At 58.8% G+C, this 22,616-nt stretch carries 26 protein-coding genes, 3 tRNA genes and 1 riboswitch; of the genes, 19 read left to right on the top strand and 10 right to left on the bottom strand.

From position 1 onward, the window contains the following. Positions 1–4 precede the first annotated feature (4 nt). The 8 genes from ASH01S_RS01305 (at position 5) to ASH01S_RS01270 (ending at position 6,981) form a co-directional block, all read left to right on the top strand. Positions 5–1,276, top strand: coding sequence for an aspartate kinase (locus ASH01S_RS01305; protein WP_067922224.1), 1,272 nt, complete (start codon positions 5–7; stop codon positions 1,274–1,276). A 231-nt stretch (positions 1,277–1,507) separates the two neighbouring features. Further along, positions 1,508–2,302, top strand: coding sequence for a formate dehydrogenase accessory sulfurtransferase FdhD (fdhD, locus tag ASH01S_RS01300; RefSeq protein ID WP_245628887.1), 795 nt, complete (start codon positions 1,508–1,510; stop codon positions 2,300–2,302). A gap of 120 nt (positions 2,303–2,422) precedes the next feature. Then, a riboswitch (ZMP/ZTP riboswitch) is annotated at positions 2,423–2,503 on the top strand. Between the two features lie 55 nt (positions 2,504–2,558). Continuing rightward, on the top strand, positions 2,559–4,142 hold the full coding sequence (serA, locus tag ASH01S_RS01295) for a phosphoglycerate dehydrogenase (RefSeq protein ID WP_067922219.1): 1,584 nt from the start codon (positions 2,559–2,561) through the stop codon (positions 4,140–4,142). A gap of 65 nt (positions 4,143–4,207) precedes the next feature. Next, the gene (gene serC, locus ASH01S_RS01290; RefSeq protein WP_067922217.1) at positions 4,208–5,311 is read left to right on the top strand and encodes a 3-phosphoserine/phosphohydroxythreonine transaminase; all 1,104 of its coding nucleotides are present in this window, start codon (positions 4,208–4,210) and stop codon (positions 5,309–5,311) included. A 95-nt stretch (positions 5,312–5,406) separates the two neighbouring features. Further along, positions 5,407–6,576, top strand: coding sequence for an HAD family hydrolase (locus ASH01S_RS01285; RefSeq protein WP_067922213.1), 1,170 nt, complete (start codon positions 5,407–5,409; stop codon positions 6,574–6,576). A 151-nt stretch (positions 6,577–6,727) separates the two neighbouring features. After that, positions 6,728–6,822 (top strand) — tRNA-Ser (locus tag ASH01S_RS01280). 3 nt (positions 6,823–6,825) lie between these two features. Continuing rightward, positions 6,826–6,902, top strand: a tRNA-Met gene (locus ASH01S_RS01275). A gap of 4 nt (positions 6,903–6,906) precedes the next feature. Further along, positions 6,907–6,981: transfer RNA gene (locus ASH01S_RS01270), tRNA-Thr, on the top strand. Between the two features lie 186 nt (positions 6,982–7,167). On the opposite strand, the gene ASH01S_RS18260 is transcribed toward ASH01S_RS01270, so the two are convergent. Beyond that, positions 7,168–7,401: a hypothetical protein gene (locus tag ASH01S_RS18260; protein ID WP_157066929.1), complete on the bottom strand. Its 234-nt coding sequence runs from the start codon at positions 7,399–7,401 to the stop codon at positions 7,168–7,170. A 520-nt stretch (positions 7,402–7,921) separates the two neighbouring features. Between ASH01S_RS18260 and ASH01S_RS01260 the strand changes: the two genes are divergently transcribed. After that, positions 7,922–8,959: a glycoside hydrolase family 113 protein gene (locus ASH01S_RS01260; protein WP_067922209.1), complete on the top strand. Its 1,038-nt coding sequence runs from the start codon at positions 7,922–7,924 to the stop codon at positions 8,957–8,959. 192 nt (positions 8,960–9,151) lie between these two features. On the opposite strand, the gene ASH01S_RS01255 is transcribed toward ASH01S_RS01260, so the two are convergent. The 6 genes from ASH01S_RS01255 to ASH01S_RS01230 form a co-directional block, all read right to left on the bottom strand. Further along, complete coding sequence (locus ASH01S_RS01255; RefSeq protein ID WP_067922207.1) at positions 9,152–9,883, bottom strand: YjbE family putative metal transport protein; 732 nt, start codon at positions 9,881–9,883, stop codon at positions 9,152–9,154. A gap of 501 nt (positions 9,884–10,384) precedes the next feature. After that, positions 10,385–10,699 (bottom strand): DUF1292 domain-containing protein, encoded by a 315-nt coding sequence (locus ASH01S_RS01250; protein WP_067922205.1) that lies wholly within the window; start codon positions 10,697–10,699, stop codon positions 10,385–10,387. A 105-nt stretch (positions 10,700–10,804) separates the two neighbouring features. Continuing rightward, a complete protein-coding gene (locus ASH01S_RS01245) occupies positions 10,805–11,173 on the bottom strand; it encodes a YlbF/YmcA family competence regulator (RefSeq protein ID WP_067922203.1) in 369 nt (122 codons plus the stop codon). A 20-nt stretch (positions 11,174–11,193) separates the two neighbouring features. Further along, positions 11,194–11,409, bottom strand: a complete 216-nt coding sequence (locus ASH01S_RS01240) for a hypothetical protein (RefSeq protein ID WP_157066928.1) — start codon at positions 11,407–11,409, stop codon at positions 11,194–11,196. Positions 11,410–11,592: 183 nt separating this feature from the next. Beyond that, positions 11,593–12,369, bottom strand: coding sequence for an ABC transporter permease (locus ASH01S_RS01235; RefSeq protein WP_067922199.1), 777 nt, complete (start codon positions 12,367–12,369; stop codon positions 11,593–11,595). Continuing rightward, positions 12,369–13,316 (bottom strand): ABC transporter ATP-binding protein, encoded by a 948-nt coding sequence (locus ASH01S_RS01230; protein WP_067922196.1) that lies wholly within the window; start codon positions 13,314–13,316, stop codon positions 12,369–12,371. Before ASH01S_RS01230 ends, ASH01S_RS01235 begins: the two co-directional genes overlap by 1 nt. Positions 13,317–13,535: 219 nt before the next feature. On the opposite strand from ASH01S_RS01230, the gene ASH01S_RS19450 reads away from it, so the two are divergent. Together ASH01S_RS19450 and ASH01S_RS01225 are read left to right on the top strand one after the other, a co-directional pair. Then, a complete protein-coding gene (locus ASH01S_RS19450) occupies positions 13,536–13,658 on the top strand; it encodes a hypothetical protein (RefSeq protein WP_281178171.1) in 123 nt (40 codons plus the stop codon). Then, positions 13,642–14,163 carry a hypothetical protein gene (locus tag ASH01S_RS01225; RefSeq protein ID WP_157066927.1) on the top strand — a complete coding sequence of 174 codons (522 nt, stop codon included), beginning with the start codon at positions 13,642–13,644 and terminating at the stop codon, positions 14,161–14,163. The genes ASH01S_RS19450 and ASH01S_RS01225 overlap by 17 nt, the downstream gene beginning before the upstream one ends. A gap of 83 nt (positions 14,164–14,246) precedes the next feature. On the opposite strand, the gene ASH01S_RS01220 is transcribed toward ASH01S_RS01225, so the two are convergent. Together ASH01S_RS01220 and ASH01S_RS01215 are read right to left on the bottom strand one after the other, a co-directional pair. Continuing rightward, complete coding sequence (locus ASH01S_RS01220; protein ID WP_306302849.1) at positions 14,247–14,519, bottom strand: DUF3055 domain-containing protein; 273 nt, start codon at positions 14,517–14,519, stop codon at positions 14,247–14,249. A gap of 24 nt (positions 14,520–14,543) precedes the next feature. After that, positions 14,544–15,014, bottom strand: a complete 471-nt coding sequence (locus tag ASH01S_RS01215; protein ID WP_067922191.1) for an IDEAL domain-containing protein — start codon at positions 15,012–15,014, stop codon at positions 14,544–14,546. Positions 15,015–15,369: 355 nt separating this feature from the next. On the opposite strand from ASH01S_RS01215, the gene ASH01S_RS01210 reads away from it, so the two are divergent. Both ASH01S_RS01210 and ASH01S_RS18755 read left to right on the top strand, forming a co-directional pair. Next, entirely contained in the window at positions 15,370–15,840 is a 471-nt protein-coding gene (locus ASH01S_RS01210; RefSeq protein ID WP_067922188.1) for an isochorismatase family protein, read from the top strand. Positions 15,841–15,926: 86 nt separating this feature from the next. Continuing rightward, positions 15,927–16,100, top strand: a complete 174-nt coding sequence (locus ASH01S_RS18755; protein WP_169794162.1) for a hypothetical protein — start codon at positions 15,927–15,929, stop codon at positions 16,098–16,100. A gap of 53 nt (positions 16,101–16,153) precedes the next feature. Here ASH01S_RS18755 and ASH01S_RS01205 read toward each other — a convergent pair whose 3' ends face one another. After that, the gene (locus tag ASH01S_RS01205; RefSeq protein ID WP_067922185.1) at positions 16,154–16,540 is read right to left on the bottom strand and encodes a YgaP family membrane protein; all 387 of its coding nucleotides are present in this window, start codon (positions 16,538–16,540) and stop codon (positions 16,154–16,156) included. A 189-nt stretch (positions 16,541–16,729) separates the two neighbouring features. Between ASH01S_RS01205 and clpP the strand changes: the two genes are divergently transcribed. The 6 genes from clpP to ASH01S_RS01175 all read left to right on the top strand — a co-directional run bounded on the left by clpP (position 16,730) and on the right by ASH01S_RS01175 (position 22,555). Further along, complete coding sequence (clpP, locus tag ASH01S_RS01200; protein WP_067922183.1) at positions 16,730–17,314, top strand: ATP-dependent Clp endopeptidase proteolytic subunit ClpP; 585 nt, start codon at positions 16,730–16,732, stop codon at positions 17,312–17,314. Between the two features lie 6 nt (positions 17,315–17,320). Next, entirely contained in the window at positions 17,321–18,370 is a 1,050-nt protein-coding gene (locus ASH01S_RS01195; protein WP_169794161.1) for an SAM-dependent methyltransferase, read from the top strand. Between the two features lie 299 nt (positions 18,371–18,669). Further along, on the top strand, positions 18,670–19,734 hold the full coding sequence (gap, locus tag ASH01S_RS01190; RefSeq protein ID WP_067922178.1) for a type I glyceraldehyde-3-phosphate dehydrogenase: 1,065 nt from the start codon (positions 18,670–18,672) through the stop codon (positions 19,732–19,734). Between the two features lie 145 nt (positions 19,735–19,879). Next, a complete protein-coding gene (locus ASH01S_RS01185) occupies positions 19,880–21,022 on the top strand; it encodes a cysteine desulfurase family protein (RefSeq protein ID WP_067922175.1) in 1,143 nt (380 codons plus the stop codon). 67 nt (positions 21,023–21,089) lie between these two features. After that, complete coding sequence (gene thiI / locus ASH01S_RS01180) at positions 21,090–22,280, top strand: tRNA uracil 4-sulfurtransferase ThiI (RefSeq protein WP_245628886.1); 1,191 nt, start codon at positions 21,090–21,092, stop codon at positions 22,278–22,280. Between the two features lie 47 nt (positions 22,281–22,327). Beyond that, positions 22,328–22,555, top strand: coding sequence for a hypothetical protein (locus ASH01S_RS01175; protein WP_067922172.1), 228 nt, complete (start codon positions 22,328–22,330; stop codon positions 22,553–22,555). Positions 22,556–22,616: the final 61 nt, after the last annotated feature.

Here is a 22,616-nt window from a genome sequence, read left to right as displayed (position 1 = left end):
AAACGTGCTGATTGTGCAGAAATACGGGGGCACCTCGGTCGGCAGTGTGGAGCGCATTGAGGCGGTCGCGGACCGGGTTTGCAGAACGGTGGCGGCAGGCCACCGGTGTGTTGTGGTGGTCTCTGCGATGGGGGATACCACAGATGACCTGTTGGCCCTGGCCCATGGCGTGTCGGAACGGCCGGACGCGCGAGAACTGGATGCGCTCTTGGCCACCGGTGAGCAGGTTTCGGCCGCGCTGTTGGCGATGGCTCTGCAGAAGCGCGGTGTGAAAGCGAAATCCTTTTCCGGCTGGCAGGCGGGGATACAGACCGAAGCCAACCATGGATCGGCGAGAATGACGGAGATCCGCTGCGAAGGTCTACAGGCGGCGTTGAATGCGGGAGTGATTCCCGTCGTCACCGGGTTCCAGGGAATTGCCGGAACGGATGTTACGACGTTGGGCCGCGGTGGATCCGATACGACGGCCGTGGCGGTGGCGGCTGTTTTGCATGCGGACCTGTGTGAAATTTATACAGATGTGGATGGAGTATATACATCCGATCCACGAGTGGTGCCCCACGCTCGCAAACTGGCGGCCATATCCTATGACGAGATGTTGGAGTTGGCGACGCTCGGCGCCCAGGTCCTTCATCCCAGGGCGGTGGAGAACGCTAAGAAGTACGGGGTGCCCCTGGTTGTAAGGTCCAGCTTTTCGGAGGAAGAAGGAACGCAGGTGATGGAGACGGTGCAGGGTTTAGAAATGCAGCAGTTGGTGACGGGCGTCGCGTTTGAACGCCAGGTCGCTAGGGTAACTGTGATTGGTGTGCCGCTCTCGCGGCATGGCATCGCTGCAGTGTTTTCCACGTTGGCCGAGGCCAGCGTCAATGTCGATGTCATCGTCCAGAGCGTGGTTGCTGCCGACAAGGTGGATGTGTCGTTCACGGTCAAGGAGGACGACGCCGCTGTCGCCATGGAGATGGTGACCGCCCTCAAGTCGACTTTGGGATTTGACGACGTTGTCTGTGAAACCGGCTTGGCCAAGGTGTCGATTGTCGGGGCGGGGATGATCAGTAACCCCGGTGTCGCTGCCACGATGTTTCGGACACTCGCCGAGGCCGACATTCCGCTGAAGATGGTGAGTACGTCGGAGATGAAGGTGTCGTGCATCATTCCGGCGGAGCAGTTGGAGTTGGCGGCTGGCCGCCTACATGAGGTGTTTCTCGAGCAAATCCAATCCGAAGAAATAAGCGTCGAGGACCGGGTGGGGTTGGTGGGCACCGAGTCTTCCCGGTGAGTCTTCCTTTCAGCAGCCTGACGAATCGACGAAGCCGCCGGACGGCACCGAGGGTGAGGTGCTTCCGCGCGGCTTGTTTGCTTGCACCCGCGTGTCAAAGGAAGCCGGCTTGGTTGCGGCCCTGTGGGCTTCCGTTTCTCATGCGGTGAATCGCGGTGGTTTCGACGTTTTTGGCAGCACTTGCACGTATACGAAAGTTCAGGGATAATCGGTCGAGAGGGGTGGTTGACGGTGAGCCACGGTCTGCCGTTGTCCGAGCAGCGGCCGGCGCTCCGCTACGAGGCGGGGGATTGTCAGCCGGTTGAAGAGTCGGTGGCAACGGAGTACGCGTTGACGATATACGTAAACGATCAGGAAATGGCGACAGTCGTTTGTTCTCCTGAGCATATGGATGACCTCGTTTTGGGTTTTCTCGCCTCCGAAGGCATTGTTCGCTCCGTGGACCAGGTTAACGATCTGGTGGTCAATTCGCGTACCGGAACAGCCCGTGTTCACACCACCAATCTCGTCAATTTCAACCAAGCGTTTTTCAACAAGCGGTACATCGGTTCGTGCTGCGGGAAAGGGCGGCAGTCCTTCTATTTTTACAATGATGCACACACCGCGCGTTGGGTGGGTGATGATGTGACGCTGGATCCGCCAACGGTGTTGCAATTGGTGGACCGTATGGACGCCATGGCGGACCTGTTTCATCAGACAGGTGGCGTACATATGGCCTGCTTGGCGGACATCGAAGGCAATGTTATGGCGCGGACCGACATCGGGCGTCACAACGCCCTGGACAAGTTGCACGGGTATTGTCTGCGTCACCACATTTCCCGGACCGGTCGCGTAGTCACTTTCAGTGGCCGCGTTTCGTCCGAGGTCCTGCTCAAAGTGGCCAAGATGGGGATCGGCATTGTGCTAGCCCGGTCTGCGCCTACATCGTTGGCGCTGGACATCGCACAGGAGCTGAATATCACTGTGGTGGGCTTTGTCCGTAACGGAACCTTCAACATTTACACCCATCCATGGCGCATCCGGTAAGAGACCGAGTCATCGTCCATTCGCATGGAGGAATATCGGATAGAAATCGCTTACATCAAGAAGAGGGATTGACATGGCCTGTGGCACATCTGTATTTTTAAAGAAAACCCAATAGACGAGACCGTATCGCATGACTGGCGGATGTAGAGGAGTACCTCGGAGGAGTGCGATACGCATATGCCGGCCGCCTGGGCACCCTAGTGGAAGGATTAGGAGTGTTCAGACGGCTGTTTTCGAATCCGGGAGGGAGAGACGCATGAAAGTCCTGGTTGCCGACGATGTGGCGGAGGTGGGCCTGCAGCAACTGCGGGATCGAGGGAACATTGAGGTCTGTGTGCAGACTGGTTTGACGGAGGACGACCTGTGCCAGGCTGTGACCGATGTGGACGCCTTGATCGTTCGTTCGCAGACGAAGGTCACAGCAAGGGTACTGGAAGCTGCAGCACAACTGAAAGTGGTCGGCCGAGCTGGGGTTGGTGTCGACAACATCGACGTCGAGGCCGCCACCCGCAGGGGCGTGGTGGTCATCAACGCCCCGGACGGTAACACCATCTCCGCTTGTGAGCACACCTTTGCGATGTTGATGGCGATGGCGCGCCGCATCCCGGACGCCCATCAGTCGATGCGGCAAGGCCGATGGGAACGCAAGGCATACGTGGGCGTGGAATTGTCCGGCAAGACGTTGGCCATTATCGGTCTCGGGCGGATCGGCCGGGAGGTGGCCAAACGCGCGCAGGCCTTCAATATGAACGTCGTGTGTTATGATCCCTTCCTCAGCCGTGAGCGTGCCCAGGAGTTGGGTATCACGAGCCTGTCGTTGAACGATGCACTGGCGCAGGCGGATTTTGTCACGGTCCACACTCCCCTGACGCGCGACACGCGGCACCTTCTCGGCCCCGAACAATTTGCCAACATGAAGCCGGGTGTGCGTATCGTCCACTGCGCGCGTGGCGGCGTGATCGATGAACAGGCGCTGGTCGCGTCCCTGCGTGAAGGGCGAGTGGCGGCAGCCGCTCTGGATGTCTTTGAACAAGAACCCCTCCCGGATGATCATCCGCTGCGGAGCTTGGAAAACGTAATTCTCACTCCCCACCTCGGCGCCTCGACGGTGGAAGCGCAGGTCAATGTGGCGATCTCGGTAGCGGCTGAAATTGCCGATATCTTGAGTGGCCTGCCGGCCAAGAATGCGGTCAATCTGCCGGCGCTCAGCGTCGAGCAGGAGGCGCATCTGCGCCCGTACCTGACACTGGCCGAGAAATTGGGGACCTTGGCCGGGCAGCTGTACACGGGGGCGCTCTCTCACTTGGAAATCACGTACGGCGGCGAGTTGGGCGAGGTGGCCAGCGAGTTTGTCTGCAGGACCCTGCTCAAAGGGCTGTTGAGCAGCCGGTACGGTGAGGAGGTCAACTACGTCAACGCGCGTTTTCTGGCGGAGATGGACGGCCTCTCCCTGCGTGAGGTGCGCCAGGCCAAGTCGAAGGTCTTCACCAACCTGTTGACTGTGGCTGTGACGGTGGACGGGCTACGTCACACAGTGGCGGGAACGGTTTACAACGGCCTTGGGCCGAGGCTGGTGGAGATAGACGGCTATCCTTTGGATGCGGAGCCGCAGCCCCGGATGTTGTTCACCCGCCACGTCGATCGGCCGGGGATGATTGGGCGCATCGGGACACTGCTCGGAGAAGCGGACATCAACATCGCATCGATGCAGGTGGGACGGCGCGAATCCGGGGGTGAGGCGGTCATGCTGCTGGCTGTGGACAAGGTGGTGCCGGACAGCGTGCTGGCCGAAATCAGCCGCATGGCCGGGATTCAACAGGTCAGCACCATTCGTCTTTGAATGGGCGACGTGGGCCAAGGAGCGCGCATACTGAATTAGGGGCGATGAAAACCGTGACCGTACCTATGATAGAGAGGCAGAGAGTCGGACGAATCGACAACTTTGGCGCGGGGCCTGCCGCGCTGCCGGAGTCGGTCCTGCTGAAGATGCAAGAGGAACTCCTCAACTACGAGGGCACCGGGATGTCTGTGCTGGAGATCAGCCACCGCAGCGACGCCTATAACCGCCTGCAGGCGGCGGCTGAACAACGGCTCCGCCGGTTGCTGGCCATCCCGGACGGCTATCGGGTACTGTATCTGCAGGGCGGCGCGAGCCTGCAATTCGCCATGATTGCGCAAAACTTTATCTCCGACGGCGAGACCGGTGCCTATGTGTTGACCGGATCGTGGTCCGAAAAGGCGTATCAGGAGGCCGGACGGGTGGCGCCGGTACGAATTGCCGCCAGCACGAAGGACGACGGCTATCGTCGGTTGCCGGATCCGGCAGAGATTCACGTGGAGGACACGGATGCGTACGTGCACTTCACGTCCAACAACACCATTATGGGATCGCAGTGGCCTTCGATCCCGGTGGTTGGCCGACCGATGGTCGTGGACATGTCGAGCGACATTCTGTCCCGCCCCATTCCGGTTGGAGACTACCATCTCATCTACGCGGGCGCCCAGAAAAACTTGGGTGTCGCCGGTCTCACGGTGGTCATTGTGAAAGAGGACTGGCTGGATCGGCACCCGGGGACGCACCTGCCAAAAATCCTGGCCTACCAAACGCATGCGGCCGCTGACTCCCGTTACAACACGCCGCCTGTCTTCGCCGTCTACGCGCTGGAAAAGGTGCTGGAGTGGGCGGAGGAGCAAGGGGGTGTGGCCGGCCTGGCGGAACGTAACCGCAAGAAGGCGGATATGTTGTACACCGTGATTGACGAGAGCGATGGGTTTTACCGGGGTGTGGTCGATCCGGCCGCGCGGTCGCAGATGAACGTGACCTTCCGTTTGGCTGACGACCAGTTGACTCGCGAATTCATTTCTGCCGCGAAACAGGCCGGCATGTCGGGCCTTGGCGGTCACCGCTCGGTCGGTGGTTGCCGCGTCTCGCTGTACAACGCGGTGGAGCCTGAAGCCTGCGCACGCTTGTGCGATTTCATGCGGGAATTTGCCAAACGCCACGGGTAGTCCTGAGTGGCGCGCCCCTTGACTGGATGTGGGAGCCGGGCTACGCTCAAGCGGTGGGCTGTGTTTGTTTTTGCCGATGGAACGGGAGGAGTCACGTGTACGACTGGATCTTGTTTGACATCGATGGGGTCATGCTCAGTGAAGAGCGTTACTTTGACGCGTCGGCTTTGGCCGTCTATGAACTGTTGGCCAGTCCTCAGTATCTGCGCCTGACCTTCACGGGGATGCCGGGGTTTGGCGTGCGACCGGACGACGAGACGGTGAGCGAGATTCGCGCCCGCGTGTTCCATGAGGACGAGTTCCTGCGTTTCATCAAAGGACGTGGCGTCAACGCCAATTGGGACATGGTGTACCTGCAGTTCGTCGCCGTGCTGGCGGCCGTGGCCGACAGCTTACCTGCGGAGGCGCGGATGGCCTGGCTGCCTCAGGAGTTGCCGGTGCCCAGCGCAGGCAGCGCAGCCATGACCGACGCGTCGGCCCGGCGCACGGCCCTCGTGGAAGCCCTGCGGCAATTCGTTGCCGCGGCGCCGACCATGGCAGAGGGTGTCTTCCGGAATTACACCCGCTTGTTCGAGCATTGCCGGGGAAAAGACGACTTGTTTTCCGTCTGCCGGCGTGTGCTGGAGCCGATACTCGGAGACGCGGCGCAGGCGGTATGGGATTTGGGGAAAGATGTGTTTCAGGAGTGGTACCTGGGTGACGTCTATGGAGGTCCGGCATGGCACGGACAACCTGCAGGCAAGGCGGGCTACCTGGAACAGGAGCGGCCGGTGGTCCCTCCTGACGAATTTCGCGACCTGTTGGACGATGTGCTGAGCAGGGGGATGCGGATTGGCATTGCCACCGGGCGGCCGCGCCTGGAAACGGAGGTGCCGCTGCGCTCCTTTGATTGGTTGTCCCGATTTGACAGGAACCGCGTCACCACGGCTAGTGAGGTGTTGGAGGCGCAGGCCCTGCGGCCGGGCCAGCCTCTGTCGAAGCCGCACCCGTTTTCCTACCTGCGCAGCTACCTGGGCGAGTCTGACCTCGAGGCTGTGTTGGACACGCCCCTGCCGCTGCCAGAGCCCGAGGGCCGGCGGGTGTTGATTGTCGGCGACTCGGTGGCCGATGCCCTGGCTGCGCGCGCCATGGGTTGTCACTTTGCGGCCGTCCTGACGGGCTTGGACGGTGCAGACGCAAGGCGGTCGTTCGCGTCGCTCGGCTGTAACTACGTGCTCAACAATGTCCTGGAGCTGAAGCAAGTCCTGGCTGCGGGGGTAAAGTAGCGCCACAGCCGGTGAGGTGTCTGCGTCCGGGCGGGCGGGTGGCAACCGCCGCCCGGTTGGCGCGAGCCTCTTGGGATATGGGTTGCGTAAGCGGGCGGATCGTGCTAAGATAACTTTCGCCGGTGTAAACGGCTTGTTCGCCGCATTTTATGGAGAGATGTCCGAGTTGGTCGAAGGAGCACGACTGGAAATCGTGTAGGCGGGCTTAAACTCGCCTCGAGGGTTCGAATCCCTCTCTCTCCGCCAGTTGGCGGCGTAGCTCAGTCGGTCAGAGCACACGGTTCATACCCGTGGCGTCGGTGGTTCGAATCCACCCGCCGCCACCAGTGTGCCACCTTGGCTCAGGGGTAGAGCGGCTCACTCGTAATGAGCAGGTCGTCGGTTCGAATCCGACAGGTGGCTCCACATAACAGCCCGGAACGATGAGGTTTTCGGGGAGGTCGCCCAGCGGTGGGCGGCCTTTTTTTGTGGCTTGGGGCCATTGGTGTAGCGAATGGTTGTTGCCGATCCCGTTCTCAGACGCCTGTTGTGAAGACGTTCCTCTTTACCTGAAGAAGTTTTCCTCGCCCCATGGAAACAATGGGGCACATGTCAGCGTGCTGTGTGCAGCACTATGATGAGCATCACGACATCGTAGGCACAAATCAACAAGGCTCCCGTCAGTGCAATGACAGGGACCGCCCGTATGCGGGTGAGGCGATAGCCGATGGTCGCGAGGAGGGAGAGGAGAAACACCACCAACACGGGCCACGAGGGAATGGCGAAGGCCGCAAGGAGGGTGAGGATGAACACGGCACCGGTCAACAACCATAAGGTGGCCAACATTGCTCTCACTCCAATGAACGTCAAAGAGTGGTTGGTCTTACCGCATGGTAACAACTCTTGGAAATGCTTGCTCACATCGGGTCTGGAGGAGACGCGGGGCGCCTGACACAATAGAATGGCCACCACCTGATCGAGTTCGTTGTAGAAGCCTTGAAGGACCGTCAAGCGCGTGAGCATAAAATGCTCCTTACAATGAAGTTTTATTTATTCTAAACGAAGTTAACAAGTGCGACAACAGCTTGATTGCCAGTTTGTACGCAAGGAGAACACAAGGGACCGGACATCGTGTTCACTCCGTAGATGGGACACCACGTCCTGGTAGCACCTCATTTCCGGTATGTGGGACATCGCTTGCCGGAGCTTCTGTCGAGCGCGATTCTGAGGAATATGTATCGAAGACCCAGAGTGAAAACAATGGTACGATATAATCCGTATAATTGGGGCAACAGCTCCCCCGATAAGTCCCTGCATCCTGACGATATGGCAAAGGTATCGAATTGCGAAAGGGTGTTGTCAGGCTATGAACCTGCGAATCCGAGGTGTTACCTACGACGTTGGAACACCCATCATCAATGGTGGGCTCACACGCGAGACGCTGCCGCTGGACCTTGTGGAGCGGGAGATGCAGGTGATTGCGAAGGAATTGCATTGCAATGCCGTTCGCATCACCGGTCAGGATATCGAGCGGCTGAAGCTGGCCGCAGGTGCTGCATGTCGACACGGATTGGAGGTTTGGCTTTCCCCATCGGTTCACAATGCCAACGAGCAAGAGACATTCCAGTGTATGCTTGAGGCTGCCTCGGCCTGTGAGGACCTGCGCAAGGTGGGCAGTCAAGTGGTGCTCGTGCTGGGGTGCGAGCTGAGCGTCTTCATGTCCGGTCTGATCCCCGGAGATAGCCTGCTTGACCGCCTGGCATTGTTGTCTGATCCTTCGCGTTGGACCGCTGACATGCTCGCAAACGGATCGCCCGAAGAGCGTTTAAACACCTTCTTGGCCCGCACCGCGAAGGAGGTGCGTCGCCGCTTCGCCGGTCCATTGGCCTACGCATCGGGGCTGTGGGAAGATATCGATTGGCATAACTTCGACATCGTCGGCATCGACGCTTACCGCGACGGGACCAATAAGAAGGAGTTCCCCGGCCTCATTCGCAAGTACAAGCGGTGCGGCAAGCCCGTTGTCGTGACCGAATTCGGATGCTGCACGTATGCCGGCGCAGACGACCTCGGTGGCATGGGGTGGATGGTGGTCAATCGGCAATCCACACCTTGGCGCCTCGGCAAGCCGCTTATACGTGACGAGAGCGTGCAGGCACAGTACCTGACCGAGCTGCTGGAGCTATTCGACAAAGAGGGAGTCGACGGTGCCTTCGTCTACACATTTGTCAGTCCCAGTTATCCTTCGAATATCGATCCGCGTTACGACTTGGACACCGCCAGCTACAGCTTGGTACGTACCTGGCCCAGCGGAAACGATACGACCTCGCGGCATCCGCGATGGGAACGTAAGCAAGCATTTTACGCGGTCGCACGTCACTACGGGAAAGGGGATAATCCATGATTCGCGTTCGTTTTGTCAGTATTCCGGTGTCCAATCACGATGGCGCACTTCACCTGCGAGGACGTCGAGGCCGCGTATCAGGAGCTGAGCGCGCGCGGCGACAGACACCACCTGAGTTCTGTCCTGGACGCCCAGTTTTTGCAGAATGTAGGGTCAGGGGATAACGGGACATCTCGCTTTGGCACCTGTCGCTTACTTGGCCAACCTGTCGAGGGGATGGGATTTCTGCAACGCTGCTTGAAACCTGCGTTTGGACCGCCTACCTCGCCAAGCGGAGATGGCGATGATGCAGGCGAACACCAACATGCAGAACAGAGGTAGCCACCGCTGGAGCATGGGGTTCCAGGATAGATGCGCGTAGACCGCGTCGTCCGCTATCATGTTCCCGGCAATCCATGCGATGTAACCGGCGGCTGGGAAGACAATCCACGGCAGCTTGTCAAACACCTTGGCAATCACTTGGCTGCCCAAGATCAGAAACGGAATCGTGCAGAGAAAGCCGGCCAGCAACACACTCAATCGTCCATGCGCGGCTCCCAGCATAGCCATCGCGTTGTCCAGTTCCATGCATAGATCAGCCACCGCTATGGTACCGATGGCTTTCCAAAGCCGATTAGGCACAGCGCTCCGTGTTTCCCGCGAATCGTCCCTGGGCTTGTGAAGCCGTTCCGTCGCCAAGCGCAGCGCAATCCACATCAAGAGCGCACCGGCGGCGCTTTTCAGGACCGGAATTTGGATGATGAACGTGCCGAGGGCGGTGAATCCTATCAACAGCACGATGGCCAAGATGCTGCCCAGTACAATGGCTCGTTTGCGCATCGTTGGCGGCAGCCTGTCGGCGGCAAGAGAGATGGCGAGCGCGTTGTCTCCGGACAGGATGATATTGACCAGAACGACATTCAATACGAGCAAGTACCAATTCATAGGAATCCTCCTCCCGGAGTACGCCGGGTGTACGATGACACCAAAAAGCGAGACCACAGTCTGATGAAGGTCAGTCTGCCCGTTTTGCGCAATGGGCACGTACCGACCACCATATTCCATCAGACTGTAAGTCTCGCTCACAGGACCGGGACTGCGAACAACTTCACAGGCTGTCCCGATGCTATGTAAGGCGCCGGGTGCGGGACCTTTGGAACCAGCAGGCTCCAAATGCCGTACACCGCACCGTATTGACGGCACACTTCGTCCGCGAATCCAGCCTTCGCGGCAGCTACTCCCCTACAGGATCTGTTTGTTTGCAACTCGCCCGGTTAGCAACATCGCTGCCTGTCCTCCTATAAACAATAGAGGCCATCCAGCCAACTGTCAACCGGGACAAGCACATGGTGGGTGGGGAGACGTGTAAAGTGGGCGGAACAAGAAAATAGGGCGCTGCTGCAGAACGTGTCTCCAGCGCGCCGCTTCACAGCAGTATAGGGTTCTTTATTCGAGGTCTTCGTCGTCGTCATCCGACAACAGAGACTCGTTGTAGGCATCGACAACTTTTTGCCATTCTTCTTCGTCCTCGATTATGGCCAAGACGACCTCGTCTCCATCTTCGCCGTCGAGTCTCATGATGACGCCCTCGTCATCGTCTTCGTCAGCCGGCAGCAGAACCGCGTAATCCTTATCTTCGACCGAGATGAAGTCACTCAAGATAAAATTGTGCTCGTTTCCATCTTCATCTTGAAGCACAATGACTTCTTCGGTCTCGTGTTCGTGATCATGGTCGTGGTGCTCATGTTCATGTTCCGTCATCGGCCCATTCCTTCTTTCTCGTTCCGTTTGAGGAGAATGCCCTCATACTATCATGCTCCGCCTGGAAACACAAACCTGCCCGCTCATGGGCCGGCTAGGCGCTCGTCATGGACTGTCAGAGGTATCGGTCATTCGCTCCTGTACAGCCTGACCCAGACGTTCGGTGACCGCTTGCAGTAGGTCATTGACTGCGGATTGAGCCTGTTGGAATTCACGCACCACAGGAATTTGTTCCAACTCTTGAAGAACCGCCTCGGATTCCTGTGTCAGGTGGCGGTAGTACGCTTCTGGAACCTTGCGGACGGTAAATTCCTTAATTTGTTCGTGGAGTGAGCGCAAGCGGCGCATCAGGGACTGAGCCTGTGGATGCTCCTGTAGCCTGGCTTCTGCTTGTTGGTAGCGCTGAATTTCCGGGGTTTGCAGAATCATGTCCGCCAGCTCTTCGGCTTGTACCCACAGTTCATTGCGGTCCATTCATAAGCCTCCCGTGGCGGTCAGTGATGCAGGCGATGGTGCTGGTCATTAAAACGCTTGTACGGATCGCTGGGGGCGTTTTCCATTTTGTCCGCCAGCACAGCCAACGCAATGCCAACAACAATCAAGGCAATGAGCAGCGGATAGGAATGCAGACTGACTCCCAGGATGACAAACAGGAACAACAAGGCGTACAGGCTGTAGCGCACCCATTGGCTCTTGGTCCACCTGAACATGCCGGTCACTCCTTCCGCGAAGGTTTGCACCGTGCGGTCACAAAACAAAAGCGATGCAGCCACAGAAATCCGTATCCAGTTTGACTCTTGACATTCATTATAAAGCCAAGCAAAGGGTCGGTCAAAAAGGACACTTGGATGGCAGGCGGCAAGTTCTCCGGTGTCCGGGCTGTCATCCAACCATCAATAATGGCCCAGGACGCCTTGTTTGCGCGCACGCCGCTCAGCCACAGAAAACACGGCAAGTCCGATGAGAAACCACACAGCGGCATTTGTGATGGAAAAGTACAGCCACTGACTGTCGCTCCACAGTGGAACGCCGTGTGTCATCATGTGGCGCAGCAGCGTCACCATCGGGGCGAACGGCACGACAAGAGAGACCAGATGCCAGGCACCGGGCAGGCTGCCGAACGGAGACATGACGAGAAATAACAAAACGAACTGAAGCAAATTGAGCAATTGGTTGGAGCGTTTCACAAGGATCGTCGCGCTGGCGACCAAGAATCCCAAACCCATGGCGGCAACCGTCATCAGAAAACCAGGCAGCAGGTCCCACGGTGAGATGGTCAGCCACCGCCCCGTGAGGGCCATGATGATGAGTAGGGTAAACGCGCTGAAGATGAGGTTGAAGATGACATTGACTGCGTTGCGAGCGAGGAGAATGCAGCGCGCTCCGTAGGGGCTTAGAAAAATTTGTTCCAGGGTGCCGTTCAGTGCCTCAGTGGCGATGGTCCAGCCCATCACGTCAACTGACGCGATGGCCAGCGTCCAGAGTGTATAGCCAACGATGATATCGCTCAAACGGTTACCAAACGTCGTTGTGCCGGCCATGTAGGAGGCGCCCAAAAAGAGACTGTAAAAAATGGCGACAATGACCACTAGCTGGCTGGCCAATTCGGTCGGGTAACGCCGAAGTTGAATCCACTCGCGGCGCATCTCTGCGCCGAGGAGAGACCACATTATGCCTCGACCTCCTGGCGGTCAGGGAGCTCTTGCACATGACTGCGAAACACTGTGCCCAGGTCTGGAAAGTCGCGGACAATGCGGACAATGGGGATGGGCTTGAGGTCCGCAACCAAAGCATGAAGTTGACTCGGATTCTCGAGGATGAAACGACAGGTAGTGTCGGAAATCCATTCAGCCGCGACGGAGTTCAATTTGTCCCGCGTTGCGCGGTCTGGCGGTGAGACCAACTCCAAAACGTACCAGTCGTCTGCGTACATATCGAGGACTTCTGATTTTTTCCCCTTCAGGATTAATTGCCCATGCTGAATGATGGCCACCTGGTCGGCCAAAGCCTGCGCCACTTCCATCTGGTGCGTGGTCAAGAGGACTGCGACGCCCTGGTCGTGTGCCAGGCCGAGTACGTATGACAAGATCCTGTCCGACGCTTGCAAATCCAGCCCCAGTGTGGGTTCGTCCAACAACAGGAGGCGCGGGCGGTGAATCAGCGCTGCACAGATTGCCACCTGCTGCTGCATGCCTCGGCTGAGCTGTTGCACAGTAGCGCCCAGCTTTCCTTCCAAGCCGAAGGCCTTCATCAACTCGCGACCCCGGTCTCTCGATTCTTTTCTATTGAGACCGCGGATGCCGCCCCAGTATTCGAAGTTTTCGAGTGGGGTAAGGCGCCAATACAGGTTTCTGCTGCCTTCCAGCACGGCGCCGACATGGGATAATGCTTGCCTGGGGCGCTTTGTGATGCTGTGTCCGGCAACTGTGACGTCGCCGCTGTCCGGACGCACCAAGCCGGCAATCATCTTGATGGTGCTGGTTTTGCCGGCCCCATTGGGCCCGAGAAAAGCGAGTATGGAGCCCGGCTGGAGTTGAAATGAAATCCTCCGCACCGCTGGAACCTTGCGCCCATCCTTACTCTGGTACGTTTTGACCAGATCTTGTACCTTCAGCATGCATGCCCCCTCTTTTCGTACGCGTTTTGTAACTGGAAATTCAAAAGGTACAAACAGAAGTATAATACATAGAGTAGAACGATAATACATAGAGTAAAGGAGTGACAGTTATTCATTTCAGACATTTTCCTCGCCGAAGGGGTTTGCCTCGAGACCGTAGATTGACCTCGAACAGAATCATCAGTATTCTATACGTAAAACGGTGAGCGGGGGCTGCTTATGGGACTGCTCGGTATGGCGGTGGCGGCGCTTGCCACCCTCTTCATGCTGTATATCTGTGCCTCGGAGACGAAGGAGAACTTTGACCGAGCCTTGGCGAAAGAACATGAGGATGCGGAGTGATGACGTGCTTGCCGACGGGATGGGCGCAGGGAATCACGAGACAAACCACATAGAGAGTCCTACTTGGTTGACCTTCACGGACGCGGACGTGTATGCCTTTTGGTACGAAGACGCCCATCTCGCGTTGGTGCGGTTTCGCCGGGACAACGAGAGGCTATTGTTTGTCATCGGCCAGCAGAGCCAGCAGGGGTTGCACTTATCGTTTCCGGGGCGGTTATTCACCGACCGCGTGCTGGATGAGATTGAACCGATATTCTTCGCCGAGGTCGAGGAGCCCGGCGGGCAGACGGAACAATTGGCGCTTGGCGCCTACTTCCGCACCGGCGAAGCCGAGTATGGCGCCTATTATGCCCCGGGTACCGCTGCCTTGGAGGTATTTTTGTTTCGAATCGACAACACAGGGTCCAGGCCAGAATTGACCAGCTTGATGGGCTTTGAACAAGAGCAAGCGGCTGCCTTGTTTGTGGAACGCTACGGGCACCAGCTGAAACTGGGGGAAGCTTGAAACTCCCTGGTGGGGCAGCAGCGCCGGATTCGTACGCATTGGCGTACGCAAAAAACCGGCGCCGCCCGCGGGCGACACCGGTCTCAGATGTTCTCCTGGAGCAGTTCCGAAAGTTCCTGAGCTGCTCTTTCATCCGTCAAGGCGAAGACCTGCATGAGGTACGGGATGTTCATCACATCATCCGCCCCCAGGATGGCTGTGCGTCCCGACGGAATGGAAGTCACCAACGACTTCCCGTAAAAGTGGCCGGTGGTGGTGATGGCCAAGTCGTATCGCTCGTATTGACCCACGATACCTACATACCTTGTGGTCGTGGCTTCTGTTTCATCATACAGAACCATGCCGCTGTCCAACAAGGGGCGGACCTCCCATTTGTTCGGCTAAAACCGCCGCATGGTCGGCGGATCCTCCGACTCCATCAATTCTTGCCACTCGCGTACAGCTTCGAAGAACCGTTGCTTATCCCGCTGATCCAGCGCTTCGTCGATGATCTGCTTCAATTCATATTTGCGGGCGGCGCGGGTTTCAACTTCACGGATGACGTCCGCCACTTCTGCCGGCAAAGGCAAGTCGGGCAGATTGACGAACAGGTAGAGTTTCTCGTTTTTCGGCATATAGGACTGGAGCAGCGCCATGATGTCTTTCGGCTGGCTTGCCTTCTGGATGCCACCGCCGTTTGGAATGCGGGCAATCATCCCATGGCGGCCGATGATCAACAGCGGCACGTTCTCCAGGACTATGCTGGTTAGTTCCACCTGCTGCAGATACGAGGACAAGAAGTCCAGAATCATTTCTGCGCCGGCCGGGAGTATCTTCGTCTTCAAGTGCAGGATATCTTCCTTGGCGATCACGATGCTCCCCTCCCATCGACTGGCTTGGCAAACATCCTGACGGTGTATGCCGGTCCTGTTCCACCGTATGCAGGCTGACCGTCCCCAGCGCGGGCGCTATGGGACATCCCGAGGTATATTTATTGTAGCAAAATTGGTCGTGAGATAGAAGTCAAGGGGGAGAAAGAGGAAACTGCAGGCTGGTGGCGCCGCCGTTGCTCTTGTAGTCCAATCCACATGCATAACTGCAAAGACAAGCTATTCGTTTGGTTCCTTTTGAATATTCCTCATGGTACCATAATACGTGACACGATTGGCATGAAACCGGGCCGGACACGGAGGCGAAATTGGGGCAAAGCCGTATGGGAGGTTGAATATGGCCAAAAAAGGGTTGATCCTGTTGGATGTGCAGGAGGAGTTCTTGCGCAGTTCCCTCGACTACATTGCCCGCCTGTGCCAGAAGTTCCTCGATGAGCATGCGGAGGACTACGCGGCGGTGGTGTTGACACGTTGGGTATACGACGACCTGGGAGGGGAGAACACCCTGCTGCTGTCGCACCCACGGGCCTATGTGATGGAAAAGTCCACGTATTCCGGCTACACGCACGAAGTTCGGCGGGTACTTCTGGAGCACGGCGTGCAAGAAGTGCATATCGGCGGTGTAGACAGTGAACTGTCGGTTCTGGCGACCATGTTCTCGCTTTGGGATGCGGGCTTCCAAGTGAAGGTCTTGGAGCGCTTGTGCGCTTCGTACCACGGTCGAAACTGGGAGGCGATGATGATAGCGCGGCATGCCATCGGACGTGAAAATGTGATTCCGCTGGGTGGGGACCGCGTGTACCTGTAACCGTCGCCAAGGGGAAGAAGGTAACGATTGGAGCGGGGAGGCGGCTGCTCCGGGGCACATACTATAAACCCGGGGGGGCGAAGCCGATGAGCCGATGGGTATACTTTGCTGGGCTGTACGATTCCAAGTTTGAAGCGTACTGCGCGGTCATGTGGATTGAAGCGGACGAGCGCATCCGTGGTCCCGTCCACGCTGACGAGGTACAGGTGTATCAGACGCGACACGGGAAATACGGGGTGCGCTTTCGCCAATTTGCCTGAGCGGGGCGGGGTTCCCGTCCGTGGCGAACCCCGCCGGCTTGCTCTTGCTGAACTCACACATCTTCGTCGGTGTGAGTGTGTTCAGGGATCGAGTCCGCATCGGCCGAACGGGATTGCCGGTCGTAATCACTCCGCTTTTGGGTCTTCAGGTTCCGGCCGTCCTCCGGTTCGCGCCTGTCCCCATCGCTTCGCCGGCGCGCAGACGGCTGGGCCGCAGGATTCGAATGCTGGAAATCGCGGCTCTCCGTGCGATTCAGTCGTTCCACCAGCTCCGTGACAGGGCACCAGCCGGTGACGCCTTCCGCCACTTTCATGGCGCCGAATACCATCAGGAGGCTCTTGCCCACGCCGCCTTTGCGCATGGCGCTGGCGCTGCCGTAGGCCATCAGACCGGTCATCAATCGCAAGTAGCGGTCAGGCGCGCTGATGTTGTTTTTCACGGACTTCCCCTCCTTTCACCCATCCGTTCACAGCATGGCCTGGTTATCGGCCACGGCCCTAGTATTTGGAGAGTGAGCCCATCCGATGCGATCTTGATTTGACTTTGACTTACCTTGACTAATTGCGGTGACTACGGCATACTGGATGTGTCCAAGATAGGTGCTAATGAGTGAGGAGGGAACTACCCGATGAGCTTGGTGCCAATTGTCATTGAGCAGACCAGCCGAGGAGAACGCAGCTACGACATTTATTCGCGGTTGTTGAAGGACCGCATCATCTTTTTGGGCACCGCCATTGATGACGAGGTGGCCAACGCTGTGGTCGCCCAGTTGCTGTTTCTGGCCGCGGACGACCCGGATAGGGATATTCAGATGTACATCAACAGCCCGGGCGGATCGGTCAGCGCAGGCTTGGCCATCCACGATACTATGCGACACATCAAACCGGATGTTTCAACGATTTGCGTCGGCATGGCGGCCAGCATGGGTGCGGTGCTGCTCGCGGCCGGCACGAAGGGCAAGCGGTTTGCCCTGCCGAACTCGGAAGTGATGATTCACCAACCCCTGGGCGGAGCCCGCGGTCAGGCTTCCGACATCAAAATCCACGCGGAACATATCATCCGTACGAGACAACGTCTGAATCAGATCCTCAGCGAACGCACCGGTCAGCCGCTTGAGCGCGTAGAGGAGGATACGGACCGGGATCATTTCATGTCGGCAGATGAGGCGAAGGCGTACGGGCTCATCGACGACGTGATTCAACTGAACGATTGAGGTATGGTGGCTGCGGGTCTAGTAGACGAGGTACGTCGAGCGGGCGGGCTTACGTTCGCCCGCTTCATGAGTCTCGCCCTGTACGGGGAAGACGGGTACTACAACCGGTGTGTCCGCATCGGCGAAGAGGGCGGCGATTTTTATACGGCGTCCGGGATGCCTCTGTTTGCCCACACGTTGGCCTTATGGGCGGAACGGAATTGGCGGCGGTGGAGACGGCCGCGATACCTGCAGGTGGTCGAAATCGGCCCTGGTCAGGGCGAGTTTGCGCAAACCTTTCTCTCCGCGTGGCGGGCGAGAATGAGCGACGCCTGCGAGCTGCGGTATGTTCTCCTCGAGCGGGCGCCTGGTTTGCAGCGGCTGCAGTATGAACGCCTGCGCTCTTGCCCGGAGACGGTGTGGGACGACATCTTGCCGGATTGGCCCACGCTGGTGGTGGGCAATGAGGTGTTGGATGCCTTGCCGGTGGAACGAGTCCGCCGCAGACGCGACGGCTGGGACCAGGCCTGGGTGGTTTGGGATGAAGACCGCAACGGCTTGGCGCTGAGTTGGCGGCCAACAGATGGCCCGGTGGCGGATCTGGCTTATCGTTACGTCGACTGTCCCGTGGATTGTCAAGCGGAGGTGGCGGTATCGTTGACGGAATTTTTTGATCGCCTGCGCAGGATGGCCGCTCTCCTGTCCGCCGTCTTCTTCGACTACGGCATCACCCGGGAGGAGTGGCAGGCCGGAGTGCGGCCACACGGAACGTTGCGCGGGTATCGGGGCCACCGGGTGCGTGACCTGGACGCCATCCTGGCCTGTCCGGGCGGTATGGATGTAACCGCCGACGTCAATTGGACGCAGGTACTGGCGACCGCCGCAGAGTCCGGGTTTACCGCTCTACCGCTCCGTTCGCAGGGACAATTTTTGCTTAACGAGGGCATTTTACAAGCGGCCGAGACGCTGGCCGCCACGGCTGCGTGGCCGAACGTGGCAGCCCAAGTCAAACGCTTGACGTTGCCCACGTTCATGGGTGAGCGGTTTTCCGTCTTGGAGCTCAGGGCGGGGGAGTGAAGGCATGTGCTGCGTGGATTGGCGGTCGTTTGTTTAGTTTCGGGTGTGCTGTTCCTGGTGCTGGGGCTGCACTATGTTTTTTCCATGCGCTGAGGACGTAGATTCCACCGAAGAGATGGGCGCTTGTCTGAGCAGGCGCCTTTTTTTTCGTCAAAACTCCATATGCGTAAACTCCCGCCATAAATGTGACATTATAATTAACCCATATATCAAATATAGTATGGATCAAAAGAGAGAGATTGCGTAACATTAAGGAGGTGGGACTTATCAGCCTGATGTGAAGGAGCTGTGACACAAACATGGCGATCCGAATGGCCATCAATGGCTTTGGACGGATAGGGCGTATGGTCTACCGGCGGGCCGCGGAGTTGGATGATATTCTGGTAGTGGCTGTAAACGGAACCGCGGATGCGGACACGCTGCTGCATCTCCTGCGTTATGACTCAGTCCACGGCCGCTTTACGCAGCCTCTGGAGCGAACAGCGGCGGGGTGGACACTGAACGGGTGCGAAACCCACGTTTTCAGCACTCGCAATCCATACGAACTGCCGTGGGCGGAACTGCAGGTGGATGTGGTGGTGGAAGCTACTGGCCGCTTTCGGACCCGCGACGGAGCCGCTCTGCACCTGGAGCAAGGGGCGCGCAAGGTGGTGGTGACGGCGCCGATGAAATCCCCGGACGACGCGGATGTGACGATTGTGGTTGGGGTCAATGAGGATATGTACGATGCGCGGAGTCACCACATCATCTCCGGTGCGTCGTGTACCACCAACTGCCTGGCGCCAGTGGCCAAGGTGCTGCACCGCGCTTTCGGGATTGAAGGCGGTTTGGTGACCGCCATTCACGCCTATACGAACGACCAACGCAATCTGGACAACCCGCACTCGGACTGGCGCCGAGCGCGTGCCTGCGGACAATCCATCATCCCCACCAGCACCGGGGCGGCACGCGCCATTGGCCTCGTGCTGCCTGAACTGCAGGGGCGCTTGGACGGCATGGCAGTACGCGTGCCCACCCCCAATGTATCCCTGTTGGACTGCGTGCTGCAGCTGACCACCGATGTCTCTGCGCAGACGGTCAACATGGCGCTGCGTGACGCCGCCGACCATGATCTGGCGGGCGTCCTGGGTGTTGTGGACGATCCGCTCGTCTCCATAGACTTCAATGGGGATGCGAGGTCCGCCATCGTCGACGCCACGGCGACAATGGTCCTGGGTGGGCACCAGGTCAAGCTATTGGCCTGGTACGACAACGAATGGGGTTACGCCTGCCGGATGGTGGACCTGGCCCAACGCGTGGCCGTGCCCGCTGGCGAGGGGGCCTCGGCTGGGTCTCCACGGACCGTTGCCGGAACCGCCTGGTAGGGTCTTTCTCCGTACTGTCTCCGTCCCGCCCCTTCCCAGCGGAAACCTCACCGGACCTGTCGTTCATGGGCTGACCTCGCCCATGCGGCTCGTCCGGTTTTTGTGTTTGTGTTAGAATGGTGTATCGCAAAAGGGGCTGGAGTGGATGGAACTTTACTTCGACAACGCGGCGACAACGCCGCTTTTGCCGCATGTGCAGGACGTGATCAAAGAGCGCATGGCGACCTTCGGAAACCCCTCCTCCCTGCACCGAAAAGGTGTTGAGGCGGAGGAGGTTGTGTCTCATGCGCGCCGCCAAGTATTGCGCATGATGGGGGCGGCCGGAGGGACGGTCGTCTTCACGGGCAGCGGCACGGAGGCAAATAATCTGGCCCTGCTCGGTACCGCGCGTATGTTGTCTGGTCGCGGCCGCCATGTCGTCACCACGGCGGTGGAGCATCCATCGGTTCTTGAACCCCTGCGGGCTCTGGAAAGGCAAGGATATGAAGTCACATACGTGCGGCCGCAGCCGGATGGCTGCGTGGCCGCTGAAGACGTGTTGGCTGCAGTGCGCGACGACACGGTCCTGGTCTCGGTGATGCACGTGAACAATGAAACGGGCGCCCGGATGCCCGTGGAACAGATTGGCAGAGCGCTGGCGGATCACCCGAAGGTGCGTTTTCATGTGGACGGGATCCAGGCGTTTGGCAAAATACCGCATCCGGTGCGGGAAGCGCGGGCCGATTTATACACCGTGTCGGGCCACAAACTGGGCGCTCCCAAGGGAATCGGCGCCTTGTACCTGCGCGAGGGCGTGCGTGTGGAACCCGTGGTCTACGGCGGTGGCCAGGAGTTTGGGCTGCGCTCCGGGACCGAGAACGTGTTGGGGATTGCGGCCTTCTCGGCCGCCGTTGCAGTCATGAGCGACGGAATACAGGCGGCTTGGGAGCACGTGTCCGCGTTGAACCAGCAGCTCGTTGCCGGGCTCCGGGAGATCCCTGGATGTGAACTTCACCTTCCGCAGGAGCGCTCTCCTTACATTGTGAACGTCTCGTTTCCAGGCTTGAAAGGCGAGGTTCTGGTGCACGCGTTGGAGTCCAAAGGCTTGTTTGTCTCGACCGGATCGGCTTGCTCCAGCAAAGGAGGGCATGCCATCAAGAGTCATGTGCTGGTGGCGATGGGCATGAGTGAGCAGGCGGTGCAGGGAGCGATTCGCCTCTCTCTGACCCGGTGGGCGACGTCCGAGGAGGTCGCCCGGGCTCTGGACGTAATCCGGGAACAAACACGCTGGCTCCGCAGCATTCTCTGAGCAACCCAGGGTGCGGGGGTTCGCACGGTACCTGAGTGCGGGATGCATCAAGGAAAGGTTGGGCCTGATGATGGTCGATCACGTTATCGCGCGTTATGGCGAGATTGCGCTCAAGGGAAAGAACCGTTCCCAGTTTGAACGGCTGTTGGTGCATAACATGAAGCGGGCCTTGACGCCGTGGCCGCAGGTGGAGATTCGGCACGCTGGCTCCAGGCTGTCGGTGGACCTCAACGGGGCGCCTGTGGAGGCGGTGATAGAGCGGTTGCGGCGCGTGTTTGGCCTGGTCTCGTTGAGTCCCGTCCAGGTGTGTGGCCTAGACCTGGAAGAGATTCGGGACCAGGTGCTGGAACTGTTGCAATCGCATGAACAGGGGCAGGAGACGGCCAAGACTTTTAAATTGGAAGTGCAGCGGGCCAACAAACGCTATCCATTGACCTCTCCGGAACTCGCACAACGACTGGGCGCGCTGGTGCTGCCGCGGGCTGCCGGTTGGAAAGTGGACGTACATAATCCGGCTCTCACCGCTTACGTGGAGATTCGGGATCAAGAGGCGCTGATATACGGTCGGAAAATCCCGGCTGTAGGGGGACTTCCCGTCGGCATGAGCGGGCGGGTGGGTCTGCTCCTCTCCGGGGGCATCGACAGCCCTGTGGCCGGGTGGTTGGCGATGAAGCGGGGGGTGCGGCTTGAGGCCATACATTTCCACAGTTTCCCATTTACCAGCGAGCGCGCTCTGCAAAAGGTCGAGGACCTGGCGCAGATACTGGCGGATTGGGGTGGCGAGGTGAAGCTGCACGTGGTCCACTTCACTGACGTCCAGGCCGCCATTCGCAAGGCCTGCCCGGAAGAGCTGGGTATCACGGTGATGCGCCGCATGATGCTGCGCATAGCCGACGCGATTGCCCGCAAGAGGCGACTATTGGCGTTGTGCACCGGAGAGAGCTTGGGTCAGGTGGCCAGCCAAACGTTGGAAAGTCTGCGGACCATCAACATGGTGACGAAGGTGCCCATTCTCAGGCCGCTGGTGACCGAGGACAAGGTGGATATCATTCGCCGGGCGCGCCAAATCGGCACGTATGACATCTCCATACTCCCGTACGAGGATTGCTGCACCATCTTTGTGCCCAAGCGACCGCGCACCAAGCCGCGGCCAGAAGAGGCGGAGCGGGCCGAGTCAGGCCTGGATATTGATCGGTTGGTGGGGGCGTGCGTGGACACCCTGGAGACGAAAACCTTCGTGGCGCGAGGGATGGATTGAGCCTGGACGAGTCGGTCACCCTAGAGGAATGGGGGAGGCCGATGGAGATGCAGACATGGAAAACGGTCTATCGACTGTTTCTCTGGCTTGCGCTTGGCTACACGCTGCTTGAGACACTCAGGCGCAGCCGGGCGGTGTTGGCGGCGGCCATATTGTGGCGGATACTCCGGTGGCGTCCGTGGGCCAGTTCCCGCCGCGTGGCCGCATTTCGCCTGGTCGACGATCGCGAGCCCGCGATTTACCGCCGGCGCGGCTTGCGCAAAATGATTCCCTAAAGGAAAAGGTCTTGTGTGTACGAGGGTCGGATGCGTGCCGACCCTCTTTGATTGTTTAAAT

The organism is Alicyclobacillus shizuokensis NBRC 103103 (assembly GCF_001552255.1).
GTDB classification, from domain to species: domain Bacteria; phylum Bacillota; class Bacilli; order Alicyclobacillales; family Alicyclobacillaceae; genus Alicyclobacillus_G; species Alicyclobacillus_G shizuokensis.
This window is presented reverse-complemented; position numbering and strand designations above follow the sequence as displayed.